This window comes from Paraflavitalea pollutisoli (assembly GCF_029360705.1).
Lineage (GTDB): Bacteria > Bacteroidota > Bacteroidia > Chitinophagales > Chitinophagaceae > Paraflavitalea > Paraflavitalea pollutisoli.
The window spans coordinates 2,890,801-2,916,523 of sequence record NZ_JARKMX010000008.1 but is presented as its reverse complement, the minus strand read 5'-3'; the positions used below and the strand labels follow the sequence as shown (position 1 = coordinate 2,916,523).

Genomic DNA, 25,723 nt, shown 5'->3' with positions numbered 1-25,723 from the left:
TAAATGGCTATCTATGGATGATATCCGGAAAGCATTACAGGAAAAAAGCAGGCGTGATTTTTTGCGTGGTTCTGCGTTGGGATTGGGCAGCATCGCCCTGGGTACATTGCTGGGCTGCAATGCCGATGAACAGCAGGTTAAAAAAGTGGTAGCTGCTGCTAATAAAGCAGGCGCGATCAGCGATGAGAACCAGCCCCTGGTGAATCCGCATTTCGTGCCCCGGGCCAAACGGGTGATCTATCTCTTCCAGAGTGGTGGTCCTTCGCAAATGGAGTTGTTCGATTACAAACCTGAGTTGTACAAGCTGCATGGCCAGGATATTCCGCCCAGTGTGTTGGGTACGGGGCGTGTATCGGGCATGGTATCGAATCAGAATCGCTTCCCGCTGGCCAGGCCGGCTACCGAATTCAAACAGTACGGTTCCAATGGTGCGTATTTCAGCGACCTGATCCCTTATACCGCTGGTATTGCCGACGATATCTGCGTGGTGAAAAGCATGTTTACCGAGCAGATCAACCATGAGCCTGCCGTGATCTTCACACAAACAGGCAATCAACTGAGCGGCAGACCGAGTATCGGTTCCTGGATCAGTTATGGGTTGGGCAGCCTCAACCAAAACCTGCCATCCTTTATCGTGATGGTATCGAAGGGTGGCGGTGACCAGCCGATCAGTAACCTCGCCTGGAGCAATGGTTTTCTGCCTTCGCATCACCAGGGGGTGCAGTTCATGTCGGGGAAGGATCCGGTATTGTATCTCTCCTCACCCGATGGTGTGGAGAAGATGGATCGCCGGCGTGCATTGGATTTTATCCGTTCTTTCAACGTATTGCAAAAAGATAAATGGCAGGACCCGGAGATCGACAGCCGGCTCAACCAATATGAAATGGCTTACCGCATGCAAATGGCGGTACCCGAGATCACCGACCTCAGCAATGAGCCGCAACATATTCTCGATATGTATGGCCCGGATGTAAAAATACCTGGCAGCTATGCCTACAATTGCCTGATGGCACGGCGGCTGGCCGAAAAGGATGTTCGGTTTATTCAATTGTATCACCTGGGCTGGGACCATCACGGTGCTTTGCACAAAGGTATCCGGAAGGCTACCAAACAAACAGACCAGGCTTCTGCCGCCCTGGTGAAAGACCTGAAGCAACGGGGCTTGCTGGATGATACGCTGGTGGTATGGGGCGGCGAATTTGGCCGTACCAGTTTTTGCCAGGGTACGCTCACCGAAGAGGCTTTCGGGCGCGACCACCATCCTACGGCGTACAGCATCTGGATGGCAGGTGGTGGTACAAAGCCCGGCCTGGTGTATGGGGCTACCGATGATTTTGCCCACAATATTGTCAAGGATAAAGTGCATGTACACGATTTTCAGGCTACGTTGTTACACCTGATGGGCATCGACCATGAGCAATTCGTATACAAGACCCAGGGCCGCCGCTACCGGCTGACGGATGTGGCCGGTGAAGTGGTCAAGGGCATCATTGCGTAACCAAGTCCTCACTACCTTATGAGCAGAAGAACTTTTCTGAAAGACACCCTGGCGCTGGGTGTTACAGGCGCCTTTTCTTCGCCCTTTGCGATCCTTAGATCATTATCACCCGATACCGACATCATCGGTCATGGTGATTTCAAATACCGCGTGCACCGGTCCTGGGGACAGCTGGATGCCGGCCGCTACCCCGTCAAAGATTGCCATGAAATGGTGATGGACAAGCGTAAGCGGCTTATCATGCTCACCAACGAAACAAAGAACAATATCCTGATCTACGACCGGTCGGGCAAATTACTCGATAGCTGGGGTAATCGTTTTCCCGGTGGTCATGGACTTACGCTGCACAACGAAGGCGGAGAAGAGTTTCTGTATATCACCGATTACGACCTGAAAGAAATCTACAAGACGACGCTCGATGGCCGGGTGCTGTTGACGATCAAACATCCGAAGTTTATTGGGGAGTACAATGATTGCGATCGATTCGGTCCTACTGAAACCTGCATTGGCCCCAATGGCGATATCTATGTAGCCGATGGCTACGGTTCCCAATACATATTGCAGTATACCGCCAAAGGAGAGTTCATCCGCAAGTTTGGTGGCGACAGTTTTATCAAAGACGATAAATTCAAGCAGGTGCATGGTATTGCACTCGATACGCGTGACCCTGCCCGTCCCTTGTTGATGTGCACCGAACGGATCAAGAATTGTTTCAAACGTTTTACACTGGATGGGCAATACATCGATTCCATCTACCTGCCCGGTGTATATATGAGCCGACCCGTATTTGATGGCGATATGCTGTACTCGGGCGTGTGTTATTCTGCTTTGAAGCATCATATGCTGACCCTGAATTCGGGTTTTGTGACCATATTAAATAAGGACAATAAAGTGGTGTCGAACCCCGGTGGTACGGCGCCCATCTATAAAGGAGAAGAACCTGAACCGATGGTGCAGGACAAACCGATCTTCAAACATTGTCACGACGTATGTGTAGACGATGACAAAAACCTCTATGTCTGCCAATGGATGGCGGATGGTACTTATCCTGTGAAGCTCGAAAGAATTTAGTGCTGCTTAAACCCCCAATTCCATGTTGCTGGCTTCCCTCAACGAATGGTTCAGTTATTTTGGTCATTTTCATCCGGTAGTGGTACACCTGCCCATCGGTATGCTGGTGGTAGCTTTTATCATGGAGCTGCTGGTATGGCGCAATCCGGCTTTGTCGGTATTGCATCCGGCGATCGCTGTGTGTTTACTGGCTGGTTGTATCAGTGCGGTGTTGTCTTGTGTGGTAGGTTGGTTCCTGAGCCAGGAAGGTGGTTATGCAGCAAGTACTTTGGCTTTTCACCAATGGTTGGGTATCGGTGTAGCTCTTTTGTCGGGCCTGTGCTGGTGGATGAAAAGGCGCAGCGTGCTACGGCCGGCGCTGGTAAGATGGTTTCGCAAGGCGCTGTGTGGGTTGCTGGTGGTATTGACAATTGCTGGCCACCTCGGCGGTAATATGACGCATGGAGAAGATTACCTCACGGCAGGATTGCCACAGCCCGTGGCTGGTTGGCTGGGCATTGATCTTCAAAAAGGCGATACGGCCGCTATAATCAGAAAGCCTATTGACAATATCGATCAGGCTGTGGTATACACGGACCTGGTAACACCTGTCTTCCAGGAGAAATGTTATAGCTGCCACAGCGCCCAGAAAGTAAAAGGTGGTTTGAGAATGGATGGTGTGGAGCTGCTGATGAAAGGCGGTAAGCACGGTGCCATCATCCTGCCCGGCAATACCGACGGTAGTGAATTGATCAGGCGCCTGTTGTTGCCGAAGGACAACGACAAACGTATGCCGCCCAAAGACCAGCCGCAACTATCAGAACAAGAATTGGCGATGCTGCGGTGGTGGGTGCAATCGGGTGCGGATACGAAAAAGACAGTCAGCGAAGCAAAACCCGATAGCGCAATGCTCGCGGCTTTGCGGTCATTCCAGGAGGGAGGACAGGGCAATGATACCGGAACGGTCACGGCGCTATCACCCGTATTCGCGCTCTCGGTGGGGGCTCCGGACCAGGCGGCGATCAAGGCGCTGCAGCAACTGGGTGTTTTGGTAGCGCCGGTGGCGCGTAACCAGCATTTACTGGAAGTGAGTTGTATCAATGCGCCTGGCTTTGGTGATGAGCAGGTGGCTTTGCTGACCAGGCTGGCGGACCATATCGTATGGTTAAAGCTCGATCACACACAGGTGACCGATGCTGCCCTGGCTTCGGTGGGGCAGTTAAAACACCTGGTTCGGCTCGATCTGTCGGGCACGCGCGTTGGGCCGGCCGGCATGCCTGCACTTAAAAACCTTAGCTATCTCGAATACCTGAACCTGACGGCTACCAAAATAGATGATGCCGGACTACGTGCGCTGGTATCCTTGCCGGCCTTGCAGCATATTTACTGCTGGCAGTCGTCGGTCTCGGCCAAAGGCATCGTTTCTTTTCTGCAACAAAAGCCCGCTACACGTATTGTAGGTGCGGCTGATCAGTTACAGCAGGGTAGAGGAATGTAAAATGTTTATTGAAAATCAATAGTCTACAAGACGTTTAAAATATTCCCCTGATCCATTTAAGATTCTCCCCCCGGTAAAAGCCATAGCCGGTGTTATTTGTGTCAGGTAACTAAAACATAAACGCTCAGGTGATCAGCAACGCTCCTGATCTTTTTTTCATTTTAAAAACCAACTGCTATATGACGCGATTGCAGCATGCCCATGGTAGCAAAGTATGTAAACCCCTGGCCTTACTATTGGCTTTTTTTGCTTCCACGCTGTTACTATCGGCCCAGGTGCAGACAAGATCGGGCAAAGTAACAGATGAAAATGGCCAACCCATTCCCAATGTTTCTGTAACGGTGCGAAATGCCCAGGGTGGTACCACCACCAACGATCAGGGCGCTTTCACCATCAACGCTGCTGCGGGCAGCGTGCTTATTTTCTCCAATGTCAATTTTGAGGTCAAAGAAGTGCCGGTTGGATCCGGTAGCACGATCGACGTTAGTCTGCGCGCCAAAAGTGGCGCCATGAACGAAGTCGTCGTGGTAGGTTATGGCGCGCAGAAAAAGGTAAACCTTACCGGCGCTATCGCTACGGTCGACAACAAAAAGATCGAGAACAGGCCCGTGACCAATGCGATTGCCGCCCTCCAGGGCCTCGCCGCTGGTGTTACCGTCACGCGCACCACCGGTGAACCCGGTCGCGAAGGGTACGACCTGCAGATACGTGGCGCTTCTTCCGTCAATGGTAGCGCTGCCCTCGTGTTGATCGACGGGGTGCCTGGTAGCCTCGGTGGCCTGAACCCGAACGATATCGAAAACATCAGTGTACTGAAAGATGCGGCCGCTGCTTCTATCTATGGAGCACGTGCGGCAGGTGGTGTTGTACTGGTGACCACCAAACGTGGCAAGTCGGGCAAACTGGTGGTGAGCTACAATGGTAAATATGCCAGCCAGAAACCGGCCAATGTGCCCGGTAAACTGCATTCCTGGGAAGAAGCGGAGATGCTGAATATCTCCCGCATCAATGCCGGACAATCTGCCGGATATACTGATGAGCAGATAGGCTGGATGAAAGACCCCAACGTGAACTATGTAGTGAATCCCAGCAATGTGAACGACTACCTGTATTTCTATGACCTGGACCAGCGTCCGCTGGTGCTGAGAGACAATAGTCCGCTGTGGGACCACAACGTATCGTTGCGTGGTGGTGGCCAAAAGGATAATTTCTTCCTGTCCCTGGGTTATTTCGATCAGCAGGGTGTATTCAAACTCGGTCCCGATAACACAAACCGTGTCAATGCCCGTTTTAACTATTCGACCAAGTTCTCGGAGATGTTCAGCCTCGATGCCCGGCTGGCCTATCGCCAATCGAATATCCTATCGCCCAGCGTGGGCAACGCGCGCATCTTCTCCAACCTGTATACGACACGGTCGCTGTATCCTACTTTCTTCCCGGGCACCACCGATCGTTATATCAACGATAACAGCGGCAACTTTGCCTATGCCTTGCTGAAGGAAGCCGGCGCCAATGATACACGGGTAGACGATGCCAGCGCTCAGTTTGTGCTGAAAGCGAAAGATGTGGTAAAAGGTCTGACTCTTTCTGCGGCCTATAGTCCACGTATGGTCGTAGAGGCCCAGGAGATCAACGTACGTACGATTCCCCGCTATAACCTGGTTGGTATCGGCAGTTACATGAACAATCCCAACTCGTTTACGAAGAACAATTTCAAGCAGTTCTCCAACAACGTGCAGTTGCTGGCTGATTTTACCCGCAACTGGGGTGATCACGATTTTCATGTACTCGGTGGATACGCTTACGAGGATCAGCGCAATGACAATACCACGGCCATTGCCCGTAACCTGGCTTCCAATGATTTCTTTACCCTGAACATTGGCGATCCGGTGCAGGCTTCCAATACAGAAGATATTCAACAATGGGGGCTCGAATCCTACTTTGCCCGGGTGAACTATGTCTTCAAGAACAGGTACCTGTTTGAAGTGAACCTGCGGTATGATGGTAGCTCCAAACTCGCTGCTACTAATCGCTGGCATGCGTTCCCCTCCTTGTCAGTAGGCTGGCGCCTCAACCAGGAAGACTGGTTCAGCAATGCGCTGCCTTTCTTCGACGAGTTCAAGCTGCGTGGCAGCTGGGGCCGGTTGGGCAATTCCGACGGGGTGATTGGCAACTATGATCATATTGCCTTGCTCGCAGCGGGTAGTGCTTATCCGTTCAACAACGTCAGAAGCCGTTCCTATTACCAGGCTGTACTGGCTTCGCCCAACAAGACCTGGGAGACCATCGAGACCTCCAACGTCGGCCTCGATATGGCCTTGCTGAAGAACAGGTTGACGGTAACCGCCGACTATTTTGTAAAGCGCAATGATGATATGCTGGCGCCTAAACAATTGTCGTCTATCATTGGTGTAGCCACTTCCACTTATAACCTGGCAAGCCTCAAAACCTGGGGTTGGGAACTGTCGGCCGGCTGGCGCGATAACATCGGTAAGTTCGCTTACTGGATCAATGCCAATATCGGCGACAACCAGAATAAGATCCTGAACTATAATGGCCAAACCGCCATATCGCCTGGTATCAACCAGATCATTCAAGGGTATTCCATCAATACCATCTTTGGATACGATGCCATGGGCTATTTCCAGACCGCAGACGAGGTTAGCAAGTATCCCACGTTTAGTACAGCGGTGGGTGCCGGTGATCTCAAATACCGAGATGTAAATGGCGATGGAAAGATCAATGCTGGCCTGGGCCGTGCATCGGACCATGGTGACCTGGTCAACCTCGGTAATACCAATCCCCGTTACACGTATGGATTCGACTTTGGATTCAGCTTTAAAGGCATCGATTTCTCGGCCATGTTCCAGGGTGTTGGTGAGCGTAAATTGTTTGTTGATCCTACTACTTTGTACCCTTATACTTCCAGCTGGATCATGCCCATGGACTACAACAAGGATTACTGGACGCCGCAAAATCCAAACGCCCAATTCCCGCGGTTGTTTATTGGTGGCGCGCAGAACACCGTGCGTTCTTCTCATTGGTTGATGAACGGTGCTTACCTGCGGTTGAAGAATGTACAGTTGGGATACAACCTGCCTACGGAGTGGATCGCCAAAGCAAAGCTATCGGCGGCCAAGATCTATGTGGGCGGACAGGACCTGTGGGAGATCAACAAGATGTGGATCAAGTCGGCTTTTGATCCCGAGACGCCCAACAATGCTACCTGGCAATATCCTTTCTTCCGCACCGTCATGGTGGGTGTAAACCTCACTTTCTAACGAGCAAATCCTGAAACATGAAACGCTTCATTCGTAATATACTTAGCCTTTCTGCCCTGTCGGCGGTGGCCCTGAGTGCCTGCAATAAAAAGCTGGACCTGATCCCTGAAACGCAGGTGGCAGATGCCAATTTCTGGAAGTCGACCAATGACCTGATGCTAGCCTGCAATGAACTGTATATTTCTTTACCGGTGATCACCAATAACGTCAATGCCATCTGGGCAGACGATGGGTATGCGCAGGCGCCCAACCCGATCAGCGATGGTACACGCACGATCCCCGTTACCGATAATGCTTTCTCCATTCCGTATTCTTTGATCCGCAAAAGCAACAATATCCTGGAGAAGTCTGTTCGGGTAAGCGGTGATGCGGTCGTTATTCGTCGTTACAAGGCGGAAGCCTACTTCTTCCGGGCATTCGCGTACAGCGAGCTGGTAAAGCGGTATGGCGATGTACCCCTCATCCTGCGCACTTTCGATGTAGACGATACGTTGACAGTAGCCCATCGTTCTCCGCGCGAGCGTATCCTGGATTCTTTGTACAAAGACCTCGATTCTGCCGTGGCAGGTCTGCCGACGGCGGCTGCGCTGGCTGCTGCTGAATACGGTCGTATTACCCGCAATGCTGCCCTGGCGATGAAATCAAGGGTGGGCCTGTTTGAAGGCACGCGGAATAAATACCATGCCCTGGGCGATGCCAACAAGCACCTCAATATTGCGCTGACGGCTACAGAAACCCTGATGACCATGGGTCACGATGTGTACAAACATCCTACCGTACCCGATAGCAGTTACTTTTACCAGTTCCAGTATGCCGGTAATGGCCGGGCCAACAAAGAGAACATCCTGGCACGGATATATGGTCAGAATGCCACCAATAGTATTTCGGAACACAACTATACCCGTCAGTTCCTGGATGCCGGTGGTGTGAACCCCACACGCTCCTTCATGGATGCGTATCTCTATAAGGATGGATTGCCGCTGGGCAAGTCTCCGATGGAACAGCCACAAACCACTACATTGTCCGAGTTCACCAACCGTGATCCACGCATTGGTATGACCGTCTTTTCGAAAGTGGTGCCGGGCTTTTCGTTAACACCTTATGTGCCGACGTTTGCCTTTACGCCGACTGGATATAAGGTGAGGAAATATGCCACAGTAGAAGACTGGGCATCTCAGCAGAGTTTTAATCACCACAATATTATCCGGTACGGTGAGATATTGCTCAACTATGCGGAGTTGAAATTTGAACTGGGAGGCGGCGCCATCTCCGATGCCGACCTCGACAAGTCCATCAACCTGTTGCGCGCCAGGGCTACCATGCCCAAACTGACCAATGCCTTTGTCAGCAGCAATGGACTCAATATGCAGGAGGAGCTGCGCCGTGAAAGACGTATCGAGCTGGCTTTTGAAGGGGAATTTCGTTACTGGGATCTGATTCGCTGGAAGACGGCTGAAGTAGAGTTGGTAAAAGCAGTCAAGGGGTCTAAAAAATTCCCGGCCGAGCAGGTCAACGTGATCACCGCACCGGTAGATGCCAATGGTTTTGTGATCGTACAGGATGTTTCCAAAAGAACTTTTAATACAGCCAGGGATTATTGGTGGCCTTTCCCATCCAATGAAACAGGCCTGAATCCCAATATGGGCCAGAATCCCAAATGGTAAGTTGTTTGTCAGTACCTGTACTTTGGTTACATTGTACAGGTACATCTTTTTTACTATGCGACTTTATTATGTGTTAATGATAGCGGTATTCCTGACGCCTGCCCGGATATTCGGGCAGGCTGAAAGGAATATGCTGACCGGTAGATTTGACAGTACAGCTTTGGCTACGGCGTATAGCCCTGATGCGATCAGGCAGGCATGGCCTGCTTACAGCGATAGGGCACGGTGGGCCAGCCTCGATGGGGCACAACGACTAAAGCTGATTGAAGCAGGCGAAACGGCTTTGCCATATGTCTGGAAGACGGTGCCGGCCACCACCTATCTCGAGTTTGTGAAGACGGGCAACCGGTACATCATGGAGGATATTTACAACCAGAATGTAACGGCACTGAAGCAGCTGGTATTTGCTGAGCTGGCAGAAGGAAAGGAACGGTTTCTGCCGCAGATCATTAATGGTGTGTGGGCGCTCTGTGAGGTGTCGAGCTGGTCGATCTCCGCCAGCATCGGTCTGCAACGAAAAGGGCCTGGATTGCCGGATATCAATGAACCCATTGTGGAATTGGGAGCGGGCATCACAGCCAATGTGATGGCCTGGACTTATTTTCTGTTCAGGAACAGTTTTGACAAGCAAAGTCCACTGATCGCGCAACGGATAAAGCAGGAGATCGACCGTCGGATCCTGCAGCCTTATTATACGCGCAGTGACTTCTGGTGGATGGCGCTCGACGGTAAACAACGAATGGTCAACAACTGGAATGTATGGCTCAATTACAATGTACTGACCTGTCTGTTGCTGGTCGAAGACGATCCGGCAAAGCGGCTGGCTGGGATGTACAAAACAATGCGTTCTGTTGACAAATTCATCAACTATTACAAGGAGGATGGGGCCTGTGAAGAAGGTCCTGCTTACTGGTCGCACGCGGGAGGTATGTTGTACAATTACCTCTCCCTGTTGCAGCAGGCGACCGGTGGCAAGATCGATCTCTTCCACGAACCCCTGATCAAAAATATTGGTTCGTATATCGGTAAGGCTTTTATCGATAGCAACTATTACCTGAATTATGCAGATGCCGCTGCCCGGCTAACGGTAGATGCGGGATTGGTGTATTTGTATGGCAAGGCCACCGGCGACGAACAGCTTACCGGTTTTGGATCGTACCTCGCTCATCAGCAGGGATGGCAACGGGCAGTGCCCGTGGAAACTTTGTACGGTGGTTTGCGCAACCTGTTCATGACCCGTGAGGTGTTGCAGGTAACGCCCCATGCGCCTTATATGGCTGCTGCCTGGATGCCGCAAACTGGTATCGCGCTGGCCAGGGATCATGCTGGTAGTGCGGAGGGTTTTTATTTCTCGGCGCTGGCCGGGCACAATGAGGAAAGTCACAACCACAATGATGTAGGTACCTGCGTATTGTTTTACAATGGCCGACCTGTACTGATCGATATTGGTAGCGGTACTTACACGGGGCAAACTTTTGGACCGGATCGTTATTCGATCTGGACGATGCGTTCCGCTTTCCACAATGTGCCCCTGATCAACGGGATGGAGCAAAAAGAAGGGCGCACCTACGAAGCACGGATGGTGCAGTTCAAAGACCGCGGACCCATGGTCAGCTTCAGCGTGGATATAGCTGCTGCCTATCCGGTGGCGGCAGGTGTACGCAGCTGGACGCGTGCCTATTCCCTGCAAAGAGGCAGGTCCTTTACCATCAGCGACGATTGGAAGCTGGAAGCGGATAAGGGCGGTACTGCCTTGCATTTTATGACAAGTGCGTCTGTTGAGGTGATACGGGAAGGCTTGTTGCGATTGATCACGGGCAATGACCGGCTGGAGCTGTCGTATGATCCGAAAAAGTTTAGCTATAGTATAGCATCTATTACGGTCGACGACAAAAAGTTATTGGTGAGCTGGCCACCGGTTGTGTACCGGTTGGTGTTTACTAAACGCGATGACCAGCTGCAGGGGCAGCATCGTATCGTGATCCGTAAAGCATATTAAACCTTTAAAGTATATCTGATGAAGAAATTTTTGTTTGCAGGTCTGTTGTGCGTAGGTGGTGCATTGGCTGCGTTTGCGCCGTCTGATGAAGGTCAGTTCATTAGCCGGAATCTCGATCTCGCAAAGGCCCAGGTGAAGCTGATGGTGCAGGCCATGGAGCGTAAGGAGGGATTTCCCCGGACCATCAACCCGCAGGGTGAGATGGTATCCACCAATATGTACGACTGGACGCCGGGCTTTTTTCCGGGCAGCCTTTGGTATGCTTATGAGTTTTCCAATGACACTGCGATCCGTTCGGGGGCTATCCGGTGGACGGAAAGGCTCGAGCCGCTCAAGTTCTTTACCGAGCACCATGACCTGGGTTTCATGATGTATTGCAGTTATGGCAACGCGTACCGGCTAACCGGCAATCCCAAATACAAAGATGACCTGGTGCAGGCGGCACGTTCGCTGAGTACACGCTTCGATCCCAAAGTGGGTTGCATCAAATCCTGGAACAATTTCCGTTCCTGGCATGGCAATAAAGTGTATCAATACCCGGTGATCATCGACAACCTGATGAACCTGGAGTTGCTATTCTTCGCTACCAAAATGACGGGCGATAGCTCTTTCTATCAAACAGCTATTACGCATGCCGACAATACCCTGAAGCATCAATTCAGAAAAGATTATAGCTCTTACCATGTGGTGTGCTACAACAAAGAAACGGGTGCCGTAGAAGGCAGGGAAACCGCACAGGGCCTATCGGATAATTCTACCTGGGCGCGGGGACAAGCCTGGGCTATCTATGGGTACACGATGATCTACCGCGAAACCGGCGATGTACGTTACCTGAAGGCTGCGCGAGGTATGGCCGATTTTTACCTTCAGCACAAGAACCTGCCCGCAGACAAAGTGCCTTACTGGGATTTCAATATTGGACAAACAGGTTACCAGCCTGGTGTAAATTCCTACGCGTTGAAGGATACCCGGCATTACCGCGACGCGTCTGCTGCGGCCATCACGGCTGCTGCCCTGATAGAGTTGAGTACCTACGTCGGAAAAGCAGAGAAGCGGTACCGCGAGCCAGCCATCACCATGTTGAAGTCACTGGCGAGCCCCGCCTACCGGTCGGAGCCAGGTACCAATGGTGATTTCCTGATCAAACATTGCGTGGGCAGTATCCCACACCAGACGGAGATCGATGTACCATTGGTTTATGCCGACTATTATTTTATTGAAGCATTACAACGTTATAAGACCTTGCTGAAGGGTGAGAAATTGTTTCCGGCCGAAACGAAAGGAGGGGTAGCGCATGTCAGGTAAGCCTATTCGTTCCAACTATGATAAGTTTCCGGTTACGGTTATTGAAGATGCCACCATCCAAACTGCAACAGGCTGGGAAGCGGTATGCCAGGTAATTGGTGCCGGCATCGATGCAACAGCAACTAAGCAGGTAGTCGTGTTGGATTGCTACCACGGCGTGCGGGAAGAGGAGCTGGTAGCATACCTGACCCGGTACCTGCCAGGCACTTATTATCGTACGAAAGATTGCCTGTTGACGGCCAATGCCATCCAGGCACTGATCTATCCGGATGTGACCGATGATGAGGTGTTTGGTTACCTTACCCGGTTGCAGATGATCGATCTCTTTGATCCGGTAAAGCTCGATAAATCACGTACTGCCATCAATGCCATTGCTGCAGGTAACGTATATGTGTTGGGGCCGGGCGCTGCTTTGTTGGCGCCGGAGGCTGACCTGGTCGTTTATTTTGATATGCCGCGCTGGGAGATCCAGCAACGTTTCCGTCGCAATGAGATCAGCAACCTGGGTGTGCAGAATGCCTCGCTTAAATCAGCTCTTCAATATAAACAGGCATTTTTTGTTGACTGGCGGATCTGTGATCGCCACAAGAAACAACTGATGCCCCGTTGGGACCTCGTGGTCGATACCACCATCGGCGGTAAGCCGAAGCTGGTGTCCGGCCCCGGTTTAAACAAGGCGTACCAGCAACTGACCACGCAACCGTTCAGGCTGGTACCTTTTTTTGATCCTGGTCCCTGGGGTGGTCAATGGATGAAGGAGGTGTGTGACCTCGATCGAAGTGCCGCCAACTATGCGTGGTCGTTTGATGGCGTGCCTGAAGAGAATAGCCTCCTGTTCCGGTTCAATGGGGTGGAGTTTGAAACACCGGCTATCAACCTGGTATTGGCTGCCTCCAAGGCCTTGCTGGGCGAAGCGGTACAGGCGCGCTTCGGGGATGAATTTCCCATTCGGTTTGATTTTCTCGATACCATGGGAGGCGGCAACCTGAGCTTACAGGTACACCCGACCACAGAATATATACAGGAGCATTTTGGCATGCACTATACGCAGGATGAGAGTTATTATATCCTCGATGCGGAGCCGGATGCGGTGGTGTATCTCGGCGTGAAGGAGGATATTGATCCTGCTGCGATGATCGATGACCTGCGCCTGGCGCAACAGGGAGCCACAGCTTTCGATGCGGATCAGTATGCGGCCCGATGGCCTGTCAAGAAACACGACCATTTCCTCATCCCTGCCGGTACCTTGCATTGCTCCGGCAAGAACAGTATGGTGCTCGAGATCAGTGCAACCCCTTTCATCTTCACCTTCAAATTGTGGGATTGGGGCCGTATGGGCCTCGATGGCAAACCCAGGCCTATCAATATCGAGCACGGTAAACAGGTGCTCGACTGGTCGCGTACGCCTGCCTTTACGCAAGCACAGCTCATCAATGCCGTGTCCCTGATCGGCGAAGGGGAGGGGTGGAAGGAAGAGAAGACCGGGTTGCACGAACGGGAGTTTATTGAAACCCGGCGGCATTGGTTCAGCCGGCCAGTCCTGCACCACACGGGCGCCAGTGTAAATGTGTTGAACCTGGTACAGGGCAGGGAGGCAATCGTAGAAAGTCCGACCGGTGCTTTCGAGCCTTTTGTCGTGCATTATGCCGAAACCTTTATCATTCCCCAGCAAGTGGGTGCCTATACGATAACGCCGCATGGCGAAGGTGCAGGAACCGAGTGTGCCACCATCAAGGCTTTTGTAAGGATCTAAAACGATTGTATGAGTATAAGTGGATTTCGCCAGCAGGCGGTATGCCTCATTGTGGCCCTGGGTGGTCTCTTGTTTGGATTTGATACGGCCGTTATTTCCGGCGCGCTCTCGCCTTTGAAGTTGCAGTTTGACCTCGACGCGGTGATGGAAGGCTGGCTGGTCAGCAGCGGGCTCATCGGTTGTATTGTAGGTGTATTGGTGACTGGTTTTCTCAGCGACCGGATTGGCCGTAAGAAGACAATCATCATCGCTGCCTGGATGTTCCTGTTGTCGGCTATTGGTTGTGCCTTTGCACCTTCGGTTTTTATATTGGTACTCAGCCGCATGATCGGCGGAGTGGGCGTGGGGATGGCATCGGTGATCTCTCCCATGTATATCACGGAATTTGCCCCGGCCAGCAAACGCGGCCAGATGGTGGCTTATTATCAGCTGGCTATTACGGTGGGTATCGTGCTGGCTTATGCTTCCAACGCCTGGCTGGATGGTATCGATCTGTCGTGGTTCAGCCGCGCCGAGATCTGGCGGCCCATGTTCCTGGTGATGGCGATCCCTTCTATTGTATTCCTGGTCATGCTGGCCAAGGTGCCCGAAAGTCCGCGCTGGTTGGTGAGCAATGGAAAAGCCGACCAGGCAGCGAAAGTGATGCAGGTGATCCGTGATCCCGAGGAAGTAGAAAAAGAGTTATACGATATAGCCCATGCAGCCATGAAGGCCAATGGTAAATCAGGCTCTTTATGGGCCAAAAATATCCGGTTGCCGTTGTTGATCGGTGTGGTGCTGGCCATCTTACAACAGTTCTCGGGTATCAATGCCATTATCTATTATGGTCCTTCCATCTTTGAGGCCGCTGGTTTCGATAGCAGCAATGCCTTGCTGCTGCAAGTGATCATCGGTGCAGTGAATGTGCTGGCTACTTTTATCGCCATCAGGCTGGTGGATCGTTATGGCCGGAAATCACTGTTGAAAGCCGGGTTAGCCGGCATTGTGGTATCGCTGGTGTTGTGCGGGCTGTTGTTCTATACCGGCCAAACGAAGACACCCTTGTTGCTGGTGCTGATGTTGTTTTACATTGCCTGCTTTGCCTTCTCGCTCGGGCCCATTACCTGGATCATCATCAACGAAATATTCCCGACGGAAGTGCGTGTCAAGGCGGTGGCTTTCTGTACGCTCATGTTATGGGTGGCGGTATGGGCCGTGGGGCAGTTTGTGCCCTGGATACTTGCTCATGCCGGGCCGGCGATGTTGTTCTGGATCTTTGCCGTGTGCAGTACCACCAATTTTATCTTCAGTTGGAAGGTTGTAAAAGAAACCAAGGGGCGCTCCCTCGAAGAAATGGAAGAGTTGTTTGTCGCTCCGCATTGACCCTGCAATTATATCCCCATTAATATGTCTACACGTAGAAAATTCATACAACGCTCTTTATTAGGTTCAGCCGGCATGCTCTCGCTGGGGAATGTACTGGCTGAAGGCACTCCCAATATCGATGAGGCTGCCGGCAATACAGGGGCAACGCAATCAACTACACCGCCCATTGTTGTATCCACCTGGAAGATGGGATTGGCGGCCAATCAGGCTGCCTGGGAAATATTGGGCAACGGTGGTTATGCACTGGATGCCGTGGAGGTGGGTGTACGCGTGCCCGAAGGTGATCCCAAAGGCAATAGTGTAGGGTATGGTGGCCTGCCCGACCGGGACGGCCGCGTGACACTCGATGCCTGTATCATGGATGAACGCTACAACTGTGGTTCGGTGATGTGCATCGAGCAGATCATGCATCCCATTTCGGTAGCCAGGCTCGTGATGGAGAAAACACCACATATCGTGCTGGTAGGAGAAGGTGCCCAGCGCTTTGCGTTGGCCAACGGGTTTAAAAAAGAAAACCTGCTGACGCCGGAAAGTGAGAAAGCCTGGAAGGAATGGCTGAAGACGGCTCAATACAAACCGATCATCAATATCGAGAACCAGGGCTATGGCTATCTCTACAACAAAGAAACAGATCCCATGCCAGGCGGTGTCGATAACCACGATACCATCGGCATGCTGGCCATCGACAGCCAGGCACGCATGAGTGGTGCCTGCACCACCAGCGGACTGGCGTTTAAGATGCAGGGTAGGGTGGGCGATTCGCCGATCATTGGGGCCGGGTTGTATGTAGATCCAGAAGTGGGTGCTGCCACTGCTACGGGCGTGGGGGAAGAAGTGATCCGCATGGTGGGTGCCCACCTGATCGTTGAACTGATGCGCCAGGGCCATCAACCAGAGCAGGCCTGCAAGCTGGCAATAGAAAGACTCATTAAGCGCAACCCGGTTCACGCCAAAGATATCCAGGTAGGCTTTCTTGCGTTGAACAAAGCGGGACAAGCGGGCGCTTATGCCCTGCAGCCAGGTTTTACGTATGCTGTTAAGAGCGGGCAGGAAGAAAAGTTGTATACTGCGAAAAGTATTTACTAAAACTCATCACTTAGTTACGATAAACTATGGCTACCAAAGCACGTTTCGAACTCTGTTCTTTTAATATTCAATCCAGCCTGTTGGCAGAAAAGCTGGGCGCTTATCGCGTGGAGTTATGCGACAATCCCGTGGAAGGTGGAACGACTCCCTCTTACGGCGTCATTAGGCGTACCCGTGAAAAACTGGGCATTAAATTGTACCCCATCCTGCGTCCGCGCTGCGGCAATTACTATTACGATGAAGATGAGCTCGCGATGCTGAAGGCTGATATCGCGGTATGCAAAGACCTGGGCTGCGATGGTATTTCCATCGGCGTACAGAAGATCAATGGCGAGATCGATGTCGATAAACTCAAGCAGTTTGTGGAATGGGCTTACCCCATGGGGGTGACCTGCAACCGGGCTTTCGATGCCACGCCCGACCCATTGCAGGCTTTGGAAGATATCATTGCGGCGGGTTGTGAACGAATCCTGACCTCCGGACAAAAAAGCGGCGCGCCGGAGGGCATACCGTTGCTGAAACAACTGGTGCAGCAGGCTGGTGATCGCATCAGCATCATGCCGGGTGCGGGTATTACGGCCGATAATATTCAGGCACTGCGGGAGCAAACAGGTGCCTGGGAGTTTCATGGTAGTCTGCGGAAACCAACCGTCAACCCGATGACCTTCTCCAATCCGTTGGTGCTGGACTTTGGCAATGTATACCTGCCCGATGAAGTGGCTTTGAAGGCCTTGATCGCGCAATTGCAATAGCTGCTATCGTACCAAGGTGACCGCTCCTTTCCTGTTGAATAGTTCTCCTTTGGGGCATTGCAGCTCCATGTAATAGACATACGTGCCGACCGGTTGTGGGATGCCATTCATATTGCCGTCCCACAGCCGGTTTTTGTTGTTGGTGGGTATGTCATATCCTTCGAATACTTTATTGCCCCATCGATTATAAATGATCATGTGTTTGATCACCGATACGCCCAGTACGACGAAGTGGTCGTTGTTGCCATCGTTGTTGGGGCTAAAGGCATTGGGTATCCTGACCCGCGACTCGTCACACAACAGTTTGACGACTACTTCGTCTGATGCAGAACAGTTGTATTGATTGGTAGCCGTGACTTTGTAGATCATTTCTGCCTGCGGTGTACTGATGGGGTTATTGCAATTGGTACAACTGAGGTAGTTGGCGGGTGTCCAGGCCCACTTGAGTTGATCACCCGTGGCAGTGGCAGTGAGGTAAGCTTTATCTCCCGGCTGAACGGCCGTATCCTTGCTGGCCTGTACCTGTGGCCGGGGATGCACCGTTGCGTGTACAGTCGCCGTATCCGTAAAGCAACCCACGCGATCATAACCTACAAGGGTGTAGCTGGTAGTTACTGATGGGTTAATGGTGGGTGTGGGGGATACGATATTGTCGATGCCATTGGTGCTGTTGATCCAGCTATACCGGTCGGCCCCGGTTGCCCGTAAGGTTGTTTTATCGCCTTCACACAGGGTTGCTTCCGGAGCTATCTGCAAGGTGAAGGGCTGGTGGACTGTCAGCGTGTAGGCGGTTGTATTTTTGCATCCATGCTGATCTGTTCCTTCTACGGTATACGTAGTAGTTTGAGCAGGTGTGGCGATGGGCTGCGTAGCCTGGGCATTGTCGAGACCTGAGGCAGGCAACCATTGGTAGGTTGTTGCACCACTGGCGGTTAAGGTGATCGGTTGGCCAAGGCAGGCCGTTCCCGCTACGGGTGATATCCGGATGGTGGGGTTGGGGTGTATGGTCACTTTGTCGCTGATGCTGACAGCGGTAATACACCCGTTTACATCTTTCATCAGCAGGGTGGGAGCATAACTTCCGGGTAGCGGATAGTTATGGGTGATGGATCCTGATTGTGCCGTGCTGGTATTGCCATCGCCAAAGTCCCAGGTATATCCCTGTGTATTGATCCCGGTGAGATCCCACGTTACCGTTTGTCCGGGGCAGCCTTCCCACTGGTCGGCCCGGAAGGTAGTTTGTGGCTCGAGGATGATCACGGAGTCGAGCTTCTGCAGCGTTGTATGCGGACCATACGAAGTAAGGGTAATGTAATATTTGCCGGGCTGGTTATAAATATGCGTGGGAGCGGGCGTGTTGCCTGCTCGGGTACCATCTCCAAAGTCCCAGCTAACACTATCGATGCCGACGGTATTGGACGAGAACCTGACCAGCAGGGGCAAACAATTGCTTTTTCCTACATAGACTTTATTGAAGGCAAAATCGGCCGTAGCCGGGCCTACGAGCACTGACCGGCTATCGATACTCGTACACCCTGTAACCGGATCGGTAGCCGTGAGGGTAATGGTGTAGGGGCCCGGTACCGTGTACCTGATCGTGGTGCTGGCCTCGGTCGCATAGGTGCCGTTGCCAAAGTCCCAACGGTAAGTGGCGCGGTTATAACTGAAGTCGTTGCTTTTGTTGGTCAACTGGATGGTACCATTCAGAGGTATGTTGGCAGCACTGGCATCAAATGCTGCCTGGGGACCGTTGATACGGGCCGATTGTGTGGTTTGCTGAACGGTGGTAGAGGTGCAACCGGCATTGTCGGAAACCTTCAGGGTGATATGGTAGGTGCCGGGATGAGCATACTGATGGGATACGATGCCGCCCTGTGTAGCTGCTTGGCGCTGACCATCTCCAAAGTCCCAGTCCCATCGTTGGATCTGTGTGCCCGGGCTGGAAGTAGAGACGTCTTTGATCTGCAGGGGGGCGTTGAAGCAGACGTCATTGTTGAGCAGGGTGTAATCGGCCAGTGAGCCTTTGATGTTGTAAGTAATATAATTGCTGGTGTCGAGGCATCCATTATTCGCTTCTTTCAGGATCACCCGGATCCTGCTTTGAGCGGCATCGAGCCCGGTTAATTGGGTTTTAAACGCCAGGGGATATACCTGGTTGTTGACAGCATTGTTACTGCCGGTAAAGGTGGTGCCGTCACTGTATTCCCATTTATCCATATAATAGTGGAACCACTGGGCAGGGTTAGGCGAAGCGGTCAGGTTAGTGAAGGTAACGGGCAGTGGTTGACCGGGACAAAGGTTGGCGAATTGCGCAGGGTCGACGGCGATGGTCGGGGTCGATTTTCGCCGTATATAAACCATTATCGAGTCCTTTACTTCACATTGCGCGGTAATAGCGGTGACCAACACTTTGTAGGCGCCGTCCTGGGCATAGGTATGTTCGATCTCTGGTTCGTTGGTCGTCATCGTGGCGCTTTGGCCGTCGCCGAAATTCCATACATACGTGTCTACCTCTTTCGAGGTCTGTGCAATCTTTACGGTCAGCCTGTCTTCGCAGGTCTGCGTATGTCCGGTAATCCTGACAAACCCCGGCTTTACGGTGATATACGCCGTCTTGGTGATACTGTCGACGCACCCGGTATTGCTGGAGATCATTTTGATGGTGTAGGGGCCGGATTCGGTGAAAGTATGTATGTAATAACCGTAGATGCCTATCTGGGGTTGGGGCATTACGCCATTGATGACATAAAGCTCCGAATTAAAAACATCCTTGTCTTGCGACTTACTGACAAATCTGACCGGCGTATTGCCACAAACGGTCGTTCCGCTGGCGGATTCAAAATCCGGTTTCGGTATTCTAAACATAAGTACCGATTGGTTTTCTACGAAACCCTTGCATCCCTTGTCTGTTTCATAATCGAGTCTGATGGAATGTGATCCGGGGGTGGCCAGGAAGATAGCAGGTTCCGGATCGGTTGAAACGACCTTGCCATCCAGCGACCATTGGTATTTTACCAGGTGTTGGCTGTTGGTGGCCTTGGGGTAAGCGTGGTTGGGGCCGCAGCTGACATTTCCATAATAAAGTGCCGGCTTTTCAAACCTGATGTTGATATCGATATTGGCTGGTATTACAGAGATATCTTTGATGATTTCGGCGGTGCAGCCTCCTGCATCGAATATCTTCAGTCGCACCGGCCAGGTGTTCGCATTCTGGAAGGTATACGAGGCTTCGCGTGTCGTGGCCATCGTTTTATTGGCCTCCCAATACCGATATTGGAAATCCCACTCCCATCTAACGGCACCCGGGGTATTGTCTTTGAAGGTTACAGCGCCAAATTGAAAGCAATCCGGATCGGTGGTGTAATTGATGTCCGTCAATGGTGGTAATCCGTTTACGGTATGTGATGCTGTCGCTTCCTGAATGCAGTTGCCGAAGGTGGCGATGAGCTTGATGGTGTAGGTGCCGGGAGTCAGGAAGGGAACTTTTAAACTGTCATCGTGTTTGGTTTGCGGCACGCCATCTATTTCCCAGTCGATCTTGTCGGGCAGAGGTGTGCACACAGCTTTAAAAGTCGCAGCGTCTTTTGTACAGCCGGACGGCGGCATCTGAATGGTGGCTGCGTAATTGGCTACGTTCAGGTAGTTGGAGGCTGTTTTGGTGGCGGTACATCCTTCGGAGCTATTGACCGTCAGTTTTACGGTATATGATCCGCGGGTATTGAAGGTAGGTGAGGGGTCTGGCGCGCCGGAGGTTTGACCATTGCCAAAATCCCACAGGTAGGTCAGTGTACCGGGCCCTTTGCTTTTGTTGGTAAACCGGACGGGGTCATTGACCTGGCACAGGACTTTGTTGTCCGAAACGAAATCTGCCAGCAGAAGCGGGCGTACATCGATCAGGTCTTTTTGGGTTACGGTGCTGTGGCAACCCGCATCGTTTTTTACGGTAAGGCTTACTGCAGTCGATTGCTTTACCTGGTAAATATGTTGCACGGAGGCCGCCGTTTTTTCCTCCGTAAATCCATCGCCAAAATCCCAATAATAGGAACTGATCGATCCGGTTCCGGGCTGTGTAGCCGTTGCAGTAAACTGTACGGGTAAGGGTATGCAGCCGCTGCTTTTGTCGGCCACGAAGCTGACCACCGGATTTGCCCGTACGGTAATATTGACTGAATACGTAGCTGATTGTCCGCCACTGGTAATGGTTAGCTTGACAGGATAGACGTTTGGGGTTGTGAAGATGGCTCCCGGATTGACCAGGCTAGAGGTATTCCCATTGCCAAAATCCCAGCTGTATTGCGTACTGGCACTTGTTCCGGTGCTGGTATTGGTGAAGGCAACGGACAGTGGGGAACATCCTGCGGTGACATCACTCGTAAATTGCGCACGTAGTTGCGCCTGCGTCTGGTAACAAAGCAGCAGGAACAGGCAGCAGGTCAGTTGTCTCGCCAGGAAAACAAGGACTGGGGGTGTATTTCTCATGGGTGGTCAGGGATAGGCAACAGCCGTTGCCTGACCACAAAATAGGCATTCGCCGATAAAAATCATAACTGTATAGGCTATCCCTTAGAATAAAAAAGGCACCCGACAATGGCTGCGATGGCGCTCAACAGGTTGGCGATGGTGCGGATATTGTGGTACCTGGTCCAGGCTGGCTCAAATGCCTGCCGGTGTTGCCCCAGTTCTGCCGGTGTGGAAGCCGCGATGTTGATCCTGTCCAACGCTTCATTGAGCGGTACATTGCCGGCGATCGTCACCCCAAATACTCCAATGAGGTACAGGATGGCCGCCGCCATAAACCACCAGGTGGTATCGGTAGGGTGCGGGCGCCAGGTGAAGTATACGGCAAGGGGCAATAAGATAGCGGCACCTATAAAGCTGAGGAAGAATACCGGGTTGAGGATGGCCCTGTTGATGGATTGCATGGCTTCCAGGTAAGCCGTATCGCTCAGCCGGCTCAGGCCCGGATTGACAGAACAGGTATAGGCATAAAAAAGGCCGGCTGCCAGTGAAGTAGCCAGGGTAGCGGCTACGAGCAGGATCATGGTCATACGTGTAGGTTTCATGGTGATGGTGGCGTTGTAGGGGTTATTTTCGAAGGCTTTTGGCATAGGTGGCTACGAGTACCAGCTCGGCGGTATCCAGTTTCCTGTCCCAGGCGGGCATGATCTTACGCCCTTTCGCAATAGTCGCATACAGGGCGGGATCTTCGAGTCGGCTGGTTTGCAGGTTGGCCGCGCCAAACAAACCGCGGGTACCATCTTTACCATGGCATTGTTTGCAATGTCGCTCAAATAGTTCCTGACCGGTGCGTGGGGTAGCAGTCTGTTGGGCTGCCGGGCCAGTCATCGACTGCAGCAGTAGCAGCAGGCTGCACAACAGGGACCCGGTGAATAATTTCTTCATGGCTATTATTTGAATCCAAAACTACAGCAGCGCCTGCCGGCGAAATAGAACAAAACCGACACAAAAAAAGACCGCGGCCCTAGGGCCGCGGTCTGCATCTTATATATCAGGTGACAGCTTATTCCGCTACACCGATCAGTTGGTTGAACAGCAGCTTGAAAGTGCCATGCGTTTGTGACCGGAAGGTAATCTCCGGACCAAAAGCATATAGCTTACCGCTGCCTACTTTCGCTTCAAACGCGGTAACGCCGCCTTGCAGGTAGGCTTGTCCCCAGGCCCAGCCGCTGCGCAGGGGCTTGTCGTTGGGGAACCACAACAGGGGTTTCACCGTGCCTTTGGCGATAGCGTCGGGCGCCAGGGTAAACACCGGACTGGCATCGAAGTAAATATCGCAATTGGCAGGCAGGCCGTAAGTTGCAGACTGCGTAGAATCGAGGCTCGCTTGCAGTACGCTGCCGGGTATATAATATTTCTCATTCGGCAGGCGCTGCTCTTCGCCATTCACCATTTCTACCAGGGCATTGCGCACCGGCAATTGCAGGTGATAAGCGAGGCTGGTGCTGGAACCAATGGTGACCACACGGCCACCCGCTTCGAGGAACTTCTTCAGCTCGGGAATGGATTTCTCCGGCGTGATACGGCCACGGCGTCCACGGAACTCATCCGGGATGCTGTCATTGGCGCCGCCGCCAAATCCACCGCCACCAAACCGGCCACCACCTTCTGCCGAGAAAGCGGGAATGGCGCCACCTACAAATACGATCACATCATATTTGGAACGCAGGTTACCCGAGTCGACCGTTGGAGGATAGATAACATCTGCCTCGAAATGAAACTGCTCGAAAATATACCGGAGCCAGCCGGAAGGCATGGAACCGCCATACGTATCCCACAGGGCTATCCGTAATTTGCTGACAGGCTTCAGCGAGCCGGGGCGTTTGGCCGGGAGGGCTACTACGCCTTGCTCCACCGCTGCTTTCTCGACAATGCCTTTGGCTTTGCCACCGGCAGGAACAAAGAAAGAGCCGGCTGCCATGCCATTCACGGCGTCTTTGGTACGGAATACCGGTGCGCCCGCTTTCAGCAATTCGTTCACCACGGTAAAGGAGTTGTTGGCAGCGCTGTTGAGTACATAACCAGCAGCTGCTTTGCCCGCAGGTGCCTGCGGTTGTTGCAATTCGCCATAAGGAATGCGCTGGAAAGGCCCATTGAAGTCTTCCAGCAGACGGTCGAATTGAACGCCCATCAGGTAGGCCAATGTCCATCCTGCCGCATCATACGGCGCGATGGGAGGGCCACCCGGGTAACGGAAATCGTTGGGGTGATCTTGGGGATCAAACATATCGAGCACGTGTGGACGGAAAGCCTGGTTGGTTTTGATGATAAAGGATCCAGCGGGGTATTTTTTACCATTGACGGTAAATTCTTCCGTGGCTTTGTGTACGAGTACACCGGTGCGGATAAGCGCATTGACGAATTTGGCAGCAGTCGGGAAATCTGCCTGGTCGGCGGGCAGGATAAAGCCGCGGGGATCGCGGGTAGTCTTGTCCTTCATCACCGAATCATAATACTTGACCGGCATGCCGCCCATGCGGAAACCGCCACCGGCACCTTCTGCAGCCGCAGCGGGCCTGCCGCCGCTGGTACGCTTCTGGTCATTCTGGTAAGCCGTGTTGATGGCCGCCACACGACGGGGCGCCAGTCCCCAGTAGTCCTGGCTGCCGCGCTCGATGGAGTTGCGGCCCATCTTGTAGATATTGTACAACAACTCATCGCGGTAACGGGTAGCGTAGTTCAGTACCGCATAATTGAGCGAAATGGAATAGTCGATAGACTGACGGAACAACCATTTGCGGGGTGTTACCGGATTGGGCGTAGCCCCGTTGGGCAACAAACGCTGGGGTACCAGGGGTACCTCTGCGGGGGTAGGGCTGCCGATGATCTCCGTAAGCAGGCCAATGATGTTGTGGAAATAGGTGGTGGTGCGCAGACCGCCATTGTACCAGGTAGAAAACGACGAACCATCCCGTTGTGTATAGCCAGGTTTGCCTTCTACATTGAGGCGGTTAACCATGGCTGCCCCCACCGCATCGATGCTCGTCATCAGCAAGGGGTCAAACACGTAGTTGAACGGATCGCGGTAGGGCGCGCCGGCAACGATCGAGCCGGCAGGGCCTGCCTGGTGGTGGTTGTACATGATCTGTGGCAACCATTCGATGTACAGCTGGCGGTTCATGTTCTGCGTTTCGCGCAGGTTGGCCATGAAGAAGTCGCGGTTGTTGTCGTGTCCGGCATATTTTTCATAGAGGCGGGGCAGGGAAGACAACGAGCGCTTTTCCGGCTTGGCTTCGCGCATGTACCAGTTGGTCACCAGCTCCTGTCCGTCGGGATTGGCATGCACCAGCAAGATGATGGTATTGTCGAGGATGCGCATGGTCTCGGCATCTTTACGGCTGGTAAGCTGGTAAGCGGTTTCGATCAGTTGGTGGGCACCCACGGTTTCTGTGGCGTGCAGACCGCCGTCGATCCAGACCACGGCTTTGCCTTCGGCAGCGAGGGCACGGGCCTGCTCTTCGGTCAGGTCTTCGGCATGCGCCAGTTGCTGCGATATTTTTTTGTATTGGTCGAGCTTGGCCAGGTTGGCGGGGGAAGAAACGATCAGCATCCATTGGGTGCGTCCTTCTTCCGTTTTGCCCATCTCCACCAGTTTGGTACGGTCAGAGGAGGCTGCCAGCTTTTTGAAATAGGCCTCGGTTTGTGTGTACGTGGCCAGTTGGTAGTTGTCGCCGATATTGAACCCGAAATGCTCTTTGGGCGCCGGAACAGATTGCGCCCTGGTGAGACCGGTGCTCAACAACAGCGCCAGCGAAATACTTAAGCAGTGTCTTGAACGGATCATGTAGCGATTAGAATTGATGAATAATTGGTTTTCTCATGTGCAGCCGGCCAGGCCGGTTGGTCCATCAGACGATGGGAGGGCCGGTTTCCTTTTGCGCAAGGTTCTGAAGTTATTAACACTTTTTCAATAAAAAAATCCCGGCTCGCAACAGGGCGGCCGGGACCTTTCTT

The 25,723-nt window shown here is 52.6% G+C and carries 15 protein-coding genes; 11 read left to right on the top strand and 4 right to left on the bottom strand.

The genetic code is table 11. The annotated features are described in order from the left end of the window. Nucleotides 1–13 precede the first annotated feature (13 nt). The 11 genes from P2W70_RS25195 to P2W70_RS25145 all read left to right on the top strand — a co-directional run bounded on the left by P2W70_RS25195 (nt 14) and on the right by P2W70_RS25145 (nt 17,251). Nucleotides 14–1,498, top strand: a complete 1,485-nt coding sequence (locus P2W70_RS25195) for a DUF1501 domain-containing protein (RefSeq protein ID WP_276484316.1) — start codon at nt 14–16, stop codon at nt 1,496–1,498. Nucleotides 1,499–1,516: 18 nt separating this feature from the next. Continuing rightward, nucleotides 1,517–2,569 carry a twin-arginine translocation signal domain-containing protein gene (locus tag P2W70_RS25190; RefSeq protein ID WP_276484315.1) on the top strand — a complete coding sequence of 351 codons (1,053 nt, stop codon included), beginning with the start codon at nt 1,517–1,519 and terminating at the stop codon, nt 2,567–2,569. A 22-nt stretch (nt 2,570–2,591) separates the two neighbouring features. Next, the gene (locus P2W70_RS25185) at nt 2,592–4,046 is read left to right on the top strand and encodes a c-type cytochrome domain-containing protein (protein WP_276484314.1); all 1,455 of its coding nucleotides are present in this window, start codon (nt 2,592–2,594) and stop codon (nt 4,044–4,046) included. 179 nt (nt 4,047–4,225) lie between these two features. After that, nucleotides 4,226–7,327, top strand: a complete 3,102-nt coding sequence (locus P2W70_RS25180; protein WP_276484313.1) for a SusC/RagA family TonB-linked outer membrane protein — start codon at nt 4,226–4,228, stop codon at nt 7,325–7,327. 17 nt (nt 7,328–7,344) lie between these two features. Continuing rightward, entirely contained in the window at nt 7,345–8,991 is a 1,647-nt protein-coding gene (locus P2W70_RS25175) for a RagB/SusD family nutrient uptake outer membrane protein (protein WP_276484312.1), read from the top strand. Between the two features lie 55 nt (nt 8,992–9,046). Beyond that, complete coding sequence (locus P2W70_RS25170) at nt 9,047–10,990, top strand: heparinase II/III domain-containing protein (RefSeq protein WP_276484311.1); 1,944 nt, start codon at nt 9,047–9,049, stop codon at nt 10,988–10,990. A gap of 18 nt (nt 10,991–11,008) precedes the next feature. Next, a complete protein-coding gene (locus P2W70_RS25165; RefSeq protein ID WP_276484310.1) occupies nt 11,009–12,295 on the top strand; it encodes a glycoside hydrolase family 88 protein in 1,287 nt (428 codons plus the stop codon). Next, nucleotides 12,285–14,048, top strand: coding sequence for a class I mannose-6-phosphate isomerase (locus P2W70_RS25160; protein ID WP_276484309.1), 1,764 nt, complete (start codon nt 12,285–12,287; stop codon nt 14,046–14,048). Before P2W70_RS25165 ends, P2W70_RS25160 begins: the two co-directional genes overlap by 11 nt. Nucleotides 14,049–14,057: 9 nt before the next feature. Continuing rightward, the gene (locus P2W70_RS25155) at nt 14,058–15,410 is read left to right on the top strand and encodes a sugar porter family MFS transporter (RefSeq protein WP_276484308.1); all 1,353 of its coding nucleotides are present in this window, start codon (nt 14,058–14,060) and stop codon (nt 15,408–15,410) included. Nucleotides 15,411–15,434: 24 nt separating this feature from the next. Beyond that, entirely contained in the window at nt 15,435–16,499 is a 1,065-nt protein-coding gene (locus P2W70_RS25150) for a glycosylasparaginase (protein ID WP_276484307.1), read from the top strand. 26 nt (nt 16,500–16,525) lie between these two features. After that, nucleotides 16,526–17,251, top strand: a complete 726-nt coding sequence (locus tag P2W70_RS25145; protein WP_276484306.1) for a copper homeostasis protein CutC — start codon at nt 16,526–16,528, stop codon at nt 17,249–17,251. A gap of 3 nt (nt 17,252–17,254) precedes the next feature. Here P2W70_RS25145 and P2W70_RS25140 read toward each other — a convergent pair whose 3' ends face one another. The 4 genes from P2W70_RS25140 to P2W70_RS25125 form a co-directional block, all read right to left on the bottom strand. Next, nucleotides 17,255–21,730, bottom strand: coding sequence for a PKD domain-containing protein (locus P2W70_RS25140; RefSeq protein ID WP_276484305.1), 4,476 nt, complete (start codon nt 21,728–21,730; stop codon nt 17,255–17,257). Nucleotides 21,731–21,807: 77 nt separating this feature from the next. Beyond that, nucleotides 21,808–22,359, bottom strand: coding sequence for an anthrone oxygenase family protein (locus P2W70_RS25135; protein WP_276484304.1), 552 nt, complete (start codon nt 22,357–22,359; stop codon nt 21,808–21,810). Then, entirely contained in the window at nt 22,337–22,654 is a 318-nt protein-coding gene (locus P2W70_RS25130) for a c-type cytochrome (RefSeq protein WP_276484303.1), read from the bottom strand. Before P2W70_RS25130 ends, P2W70_RS25135 begins: the two co-directional genes overlap by 23 nt. Nucleotides 22,655–22,772: 118 nt before the next feature. Continuing rightward, a complete protein-coding gene (locus P2W70_RS25125; protein WP_276484302.1) occupies nt 22,773–25,553 on the bottom strand; it encodes a M14 family metallopeptidase in 2,781 nt (926 codons plus the stop codon). Between the last annotated feature and the right edge of the window lie 170 nt (nt 25,554–25,723).

Excerpts from the sequence above, each read along its gene's own strand:
- P2W70_RS25195 (WP_276484316.1), top strand. The coding sequence starts at position 14 with ATGGATGATATCCGGAAAGCATTACAGGAAAAAAGCAGGCGTGATTTT.
- P2W70_RS25175 (WP_276484312.1), top strand. The coding sequence starts at position 7,345 with ATGAAACGCTTCATTCGTAATATACTTAGCCTTTCTGCCCTGTCGGCG.
- P2W70_RS25125 (WP_276484302.1), bottom strand. The coding sequence starts at position 25,553 with ATGATCCGTTCAAGACACTGCTTAAGTATTTCGCTGGCGCTGTTGTTG.
- P2W70_RS25135 (WP_276484304.1), bottom strand. The coding sequence starts at position 22,359 with ATGCCAAAAGCCTTCGAAAATAACCCCTACAACGCCACCATCACCATG.
- P2W70_RS25190 (WP_276484315.1), top strand. The coding sequence starts at position 1,517 with ATGAGCAGAAGAACTTTTCTGAAAGACACCCTGGCGCTGGGTGTTACA.
- P2W70_RS25185 (WP_276484314.1), top strand. The coding sequence starts at position 2,592 with ATGTTGCTGGCTTCCCTCAACGAATGGTTCAGTTATTTTGGTCATTTT.
- P2W70_RS25160 (WP_276484309.1), top strand. The coding sequence starts at position 12,285 with ATGTCAGGTAAGCCTATTCGTTCCAACTATGATAAGTTTCCGGTTACG.
- P2W70_RS25170 (WP_276484311.1), top strand. The coding sequence starts at position 9,047 with ATGCGACTTTATTATGTGTTAATGATAGCGGTATTCCTGACGCCTGCC.
- P2W70_RS25165 (WP_276484310.1), top strand. The coding sequence starts at position 11,009 with ATGAAGAAATTTTTGTTTGCAGGTCTGTTGTGCGTAGGTGGTGCATTG.
- P2W70_RS25130 (WP_276484303.1), bottom strand. The coding sequence starts at position 22,654 with ATGAAGAAATTATTCACCGGGTCCCTGTTGTGCAGCCTGCTGCTACTG.
- P2W70_RS25145 (WP_276484306.1), top strand. The coding sequence starts at position 16,526 with ATGGCTACCAAAGCACGTTTCGAACTCTGTTCTTTTAATATTCAATCC.
- P2W70_RS25150 (WP_276484307.1), top strand. The coding sequence starts at position 15,435 with ATGTCTACACGTAGAAAATTCATACAACGCTCTTTATTAGGTTCAGCC.
- P2W70_RS25140 (WP_276484305.1), bottom strand. The coding sequence starts at position 21,730 with ATGAGAAATACACCCCCAGTCCTTGTTTTCCTGGCGAGACAACTGACC.
- P2W70_RS25155 (WP_276484308.1), top strand. The coding sequence starts at position 14,058 with ATGAGTATAAGTGGATTTCGCCAGCAGGCGGTATGCCTCATTGTGGCC.
- P2W70_RS25180 (WP_276484313.1), top strand. The coding sequence starts at position 4,226 with ATGACGCGATTGCAGCATGCCCATGGTAGCAAAGTATGTAAACCCCTG.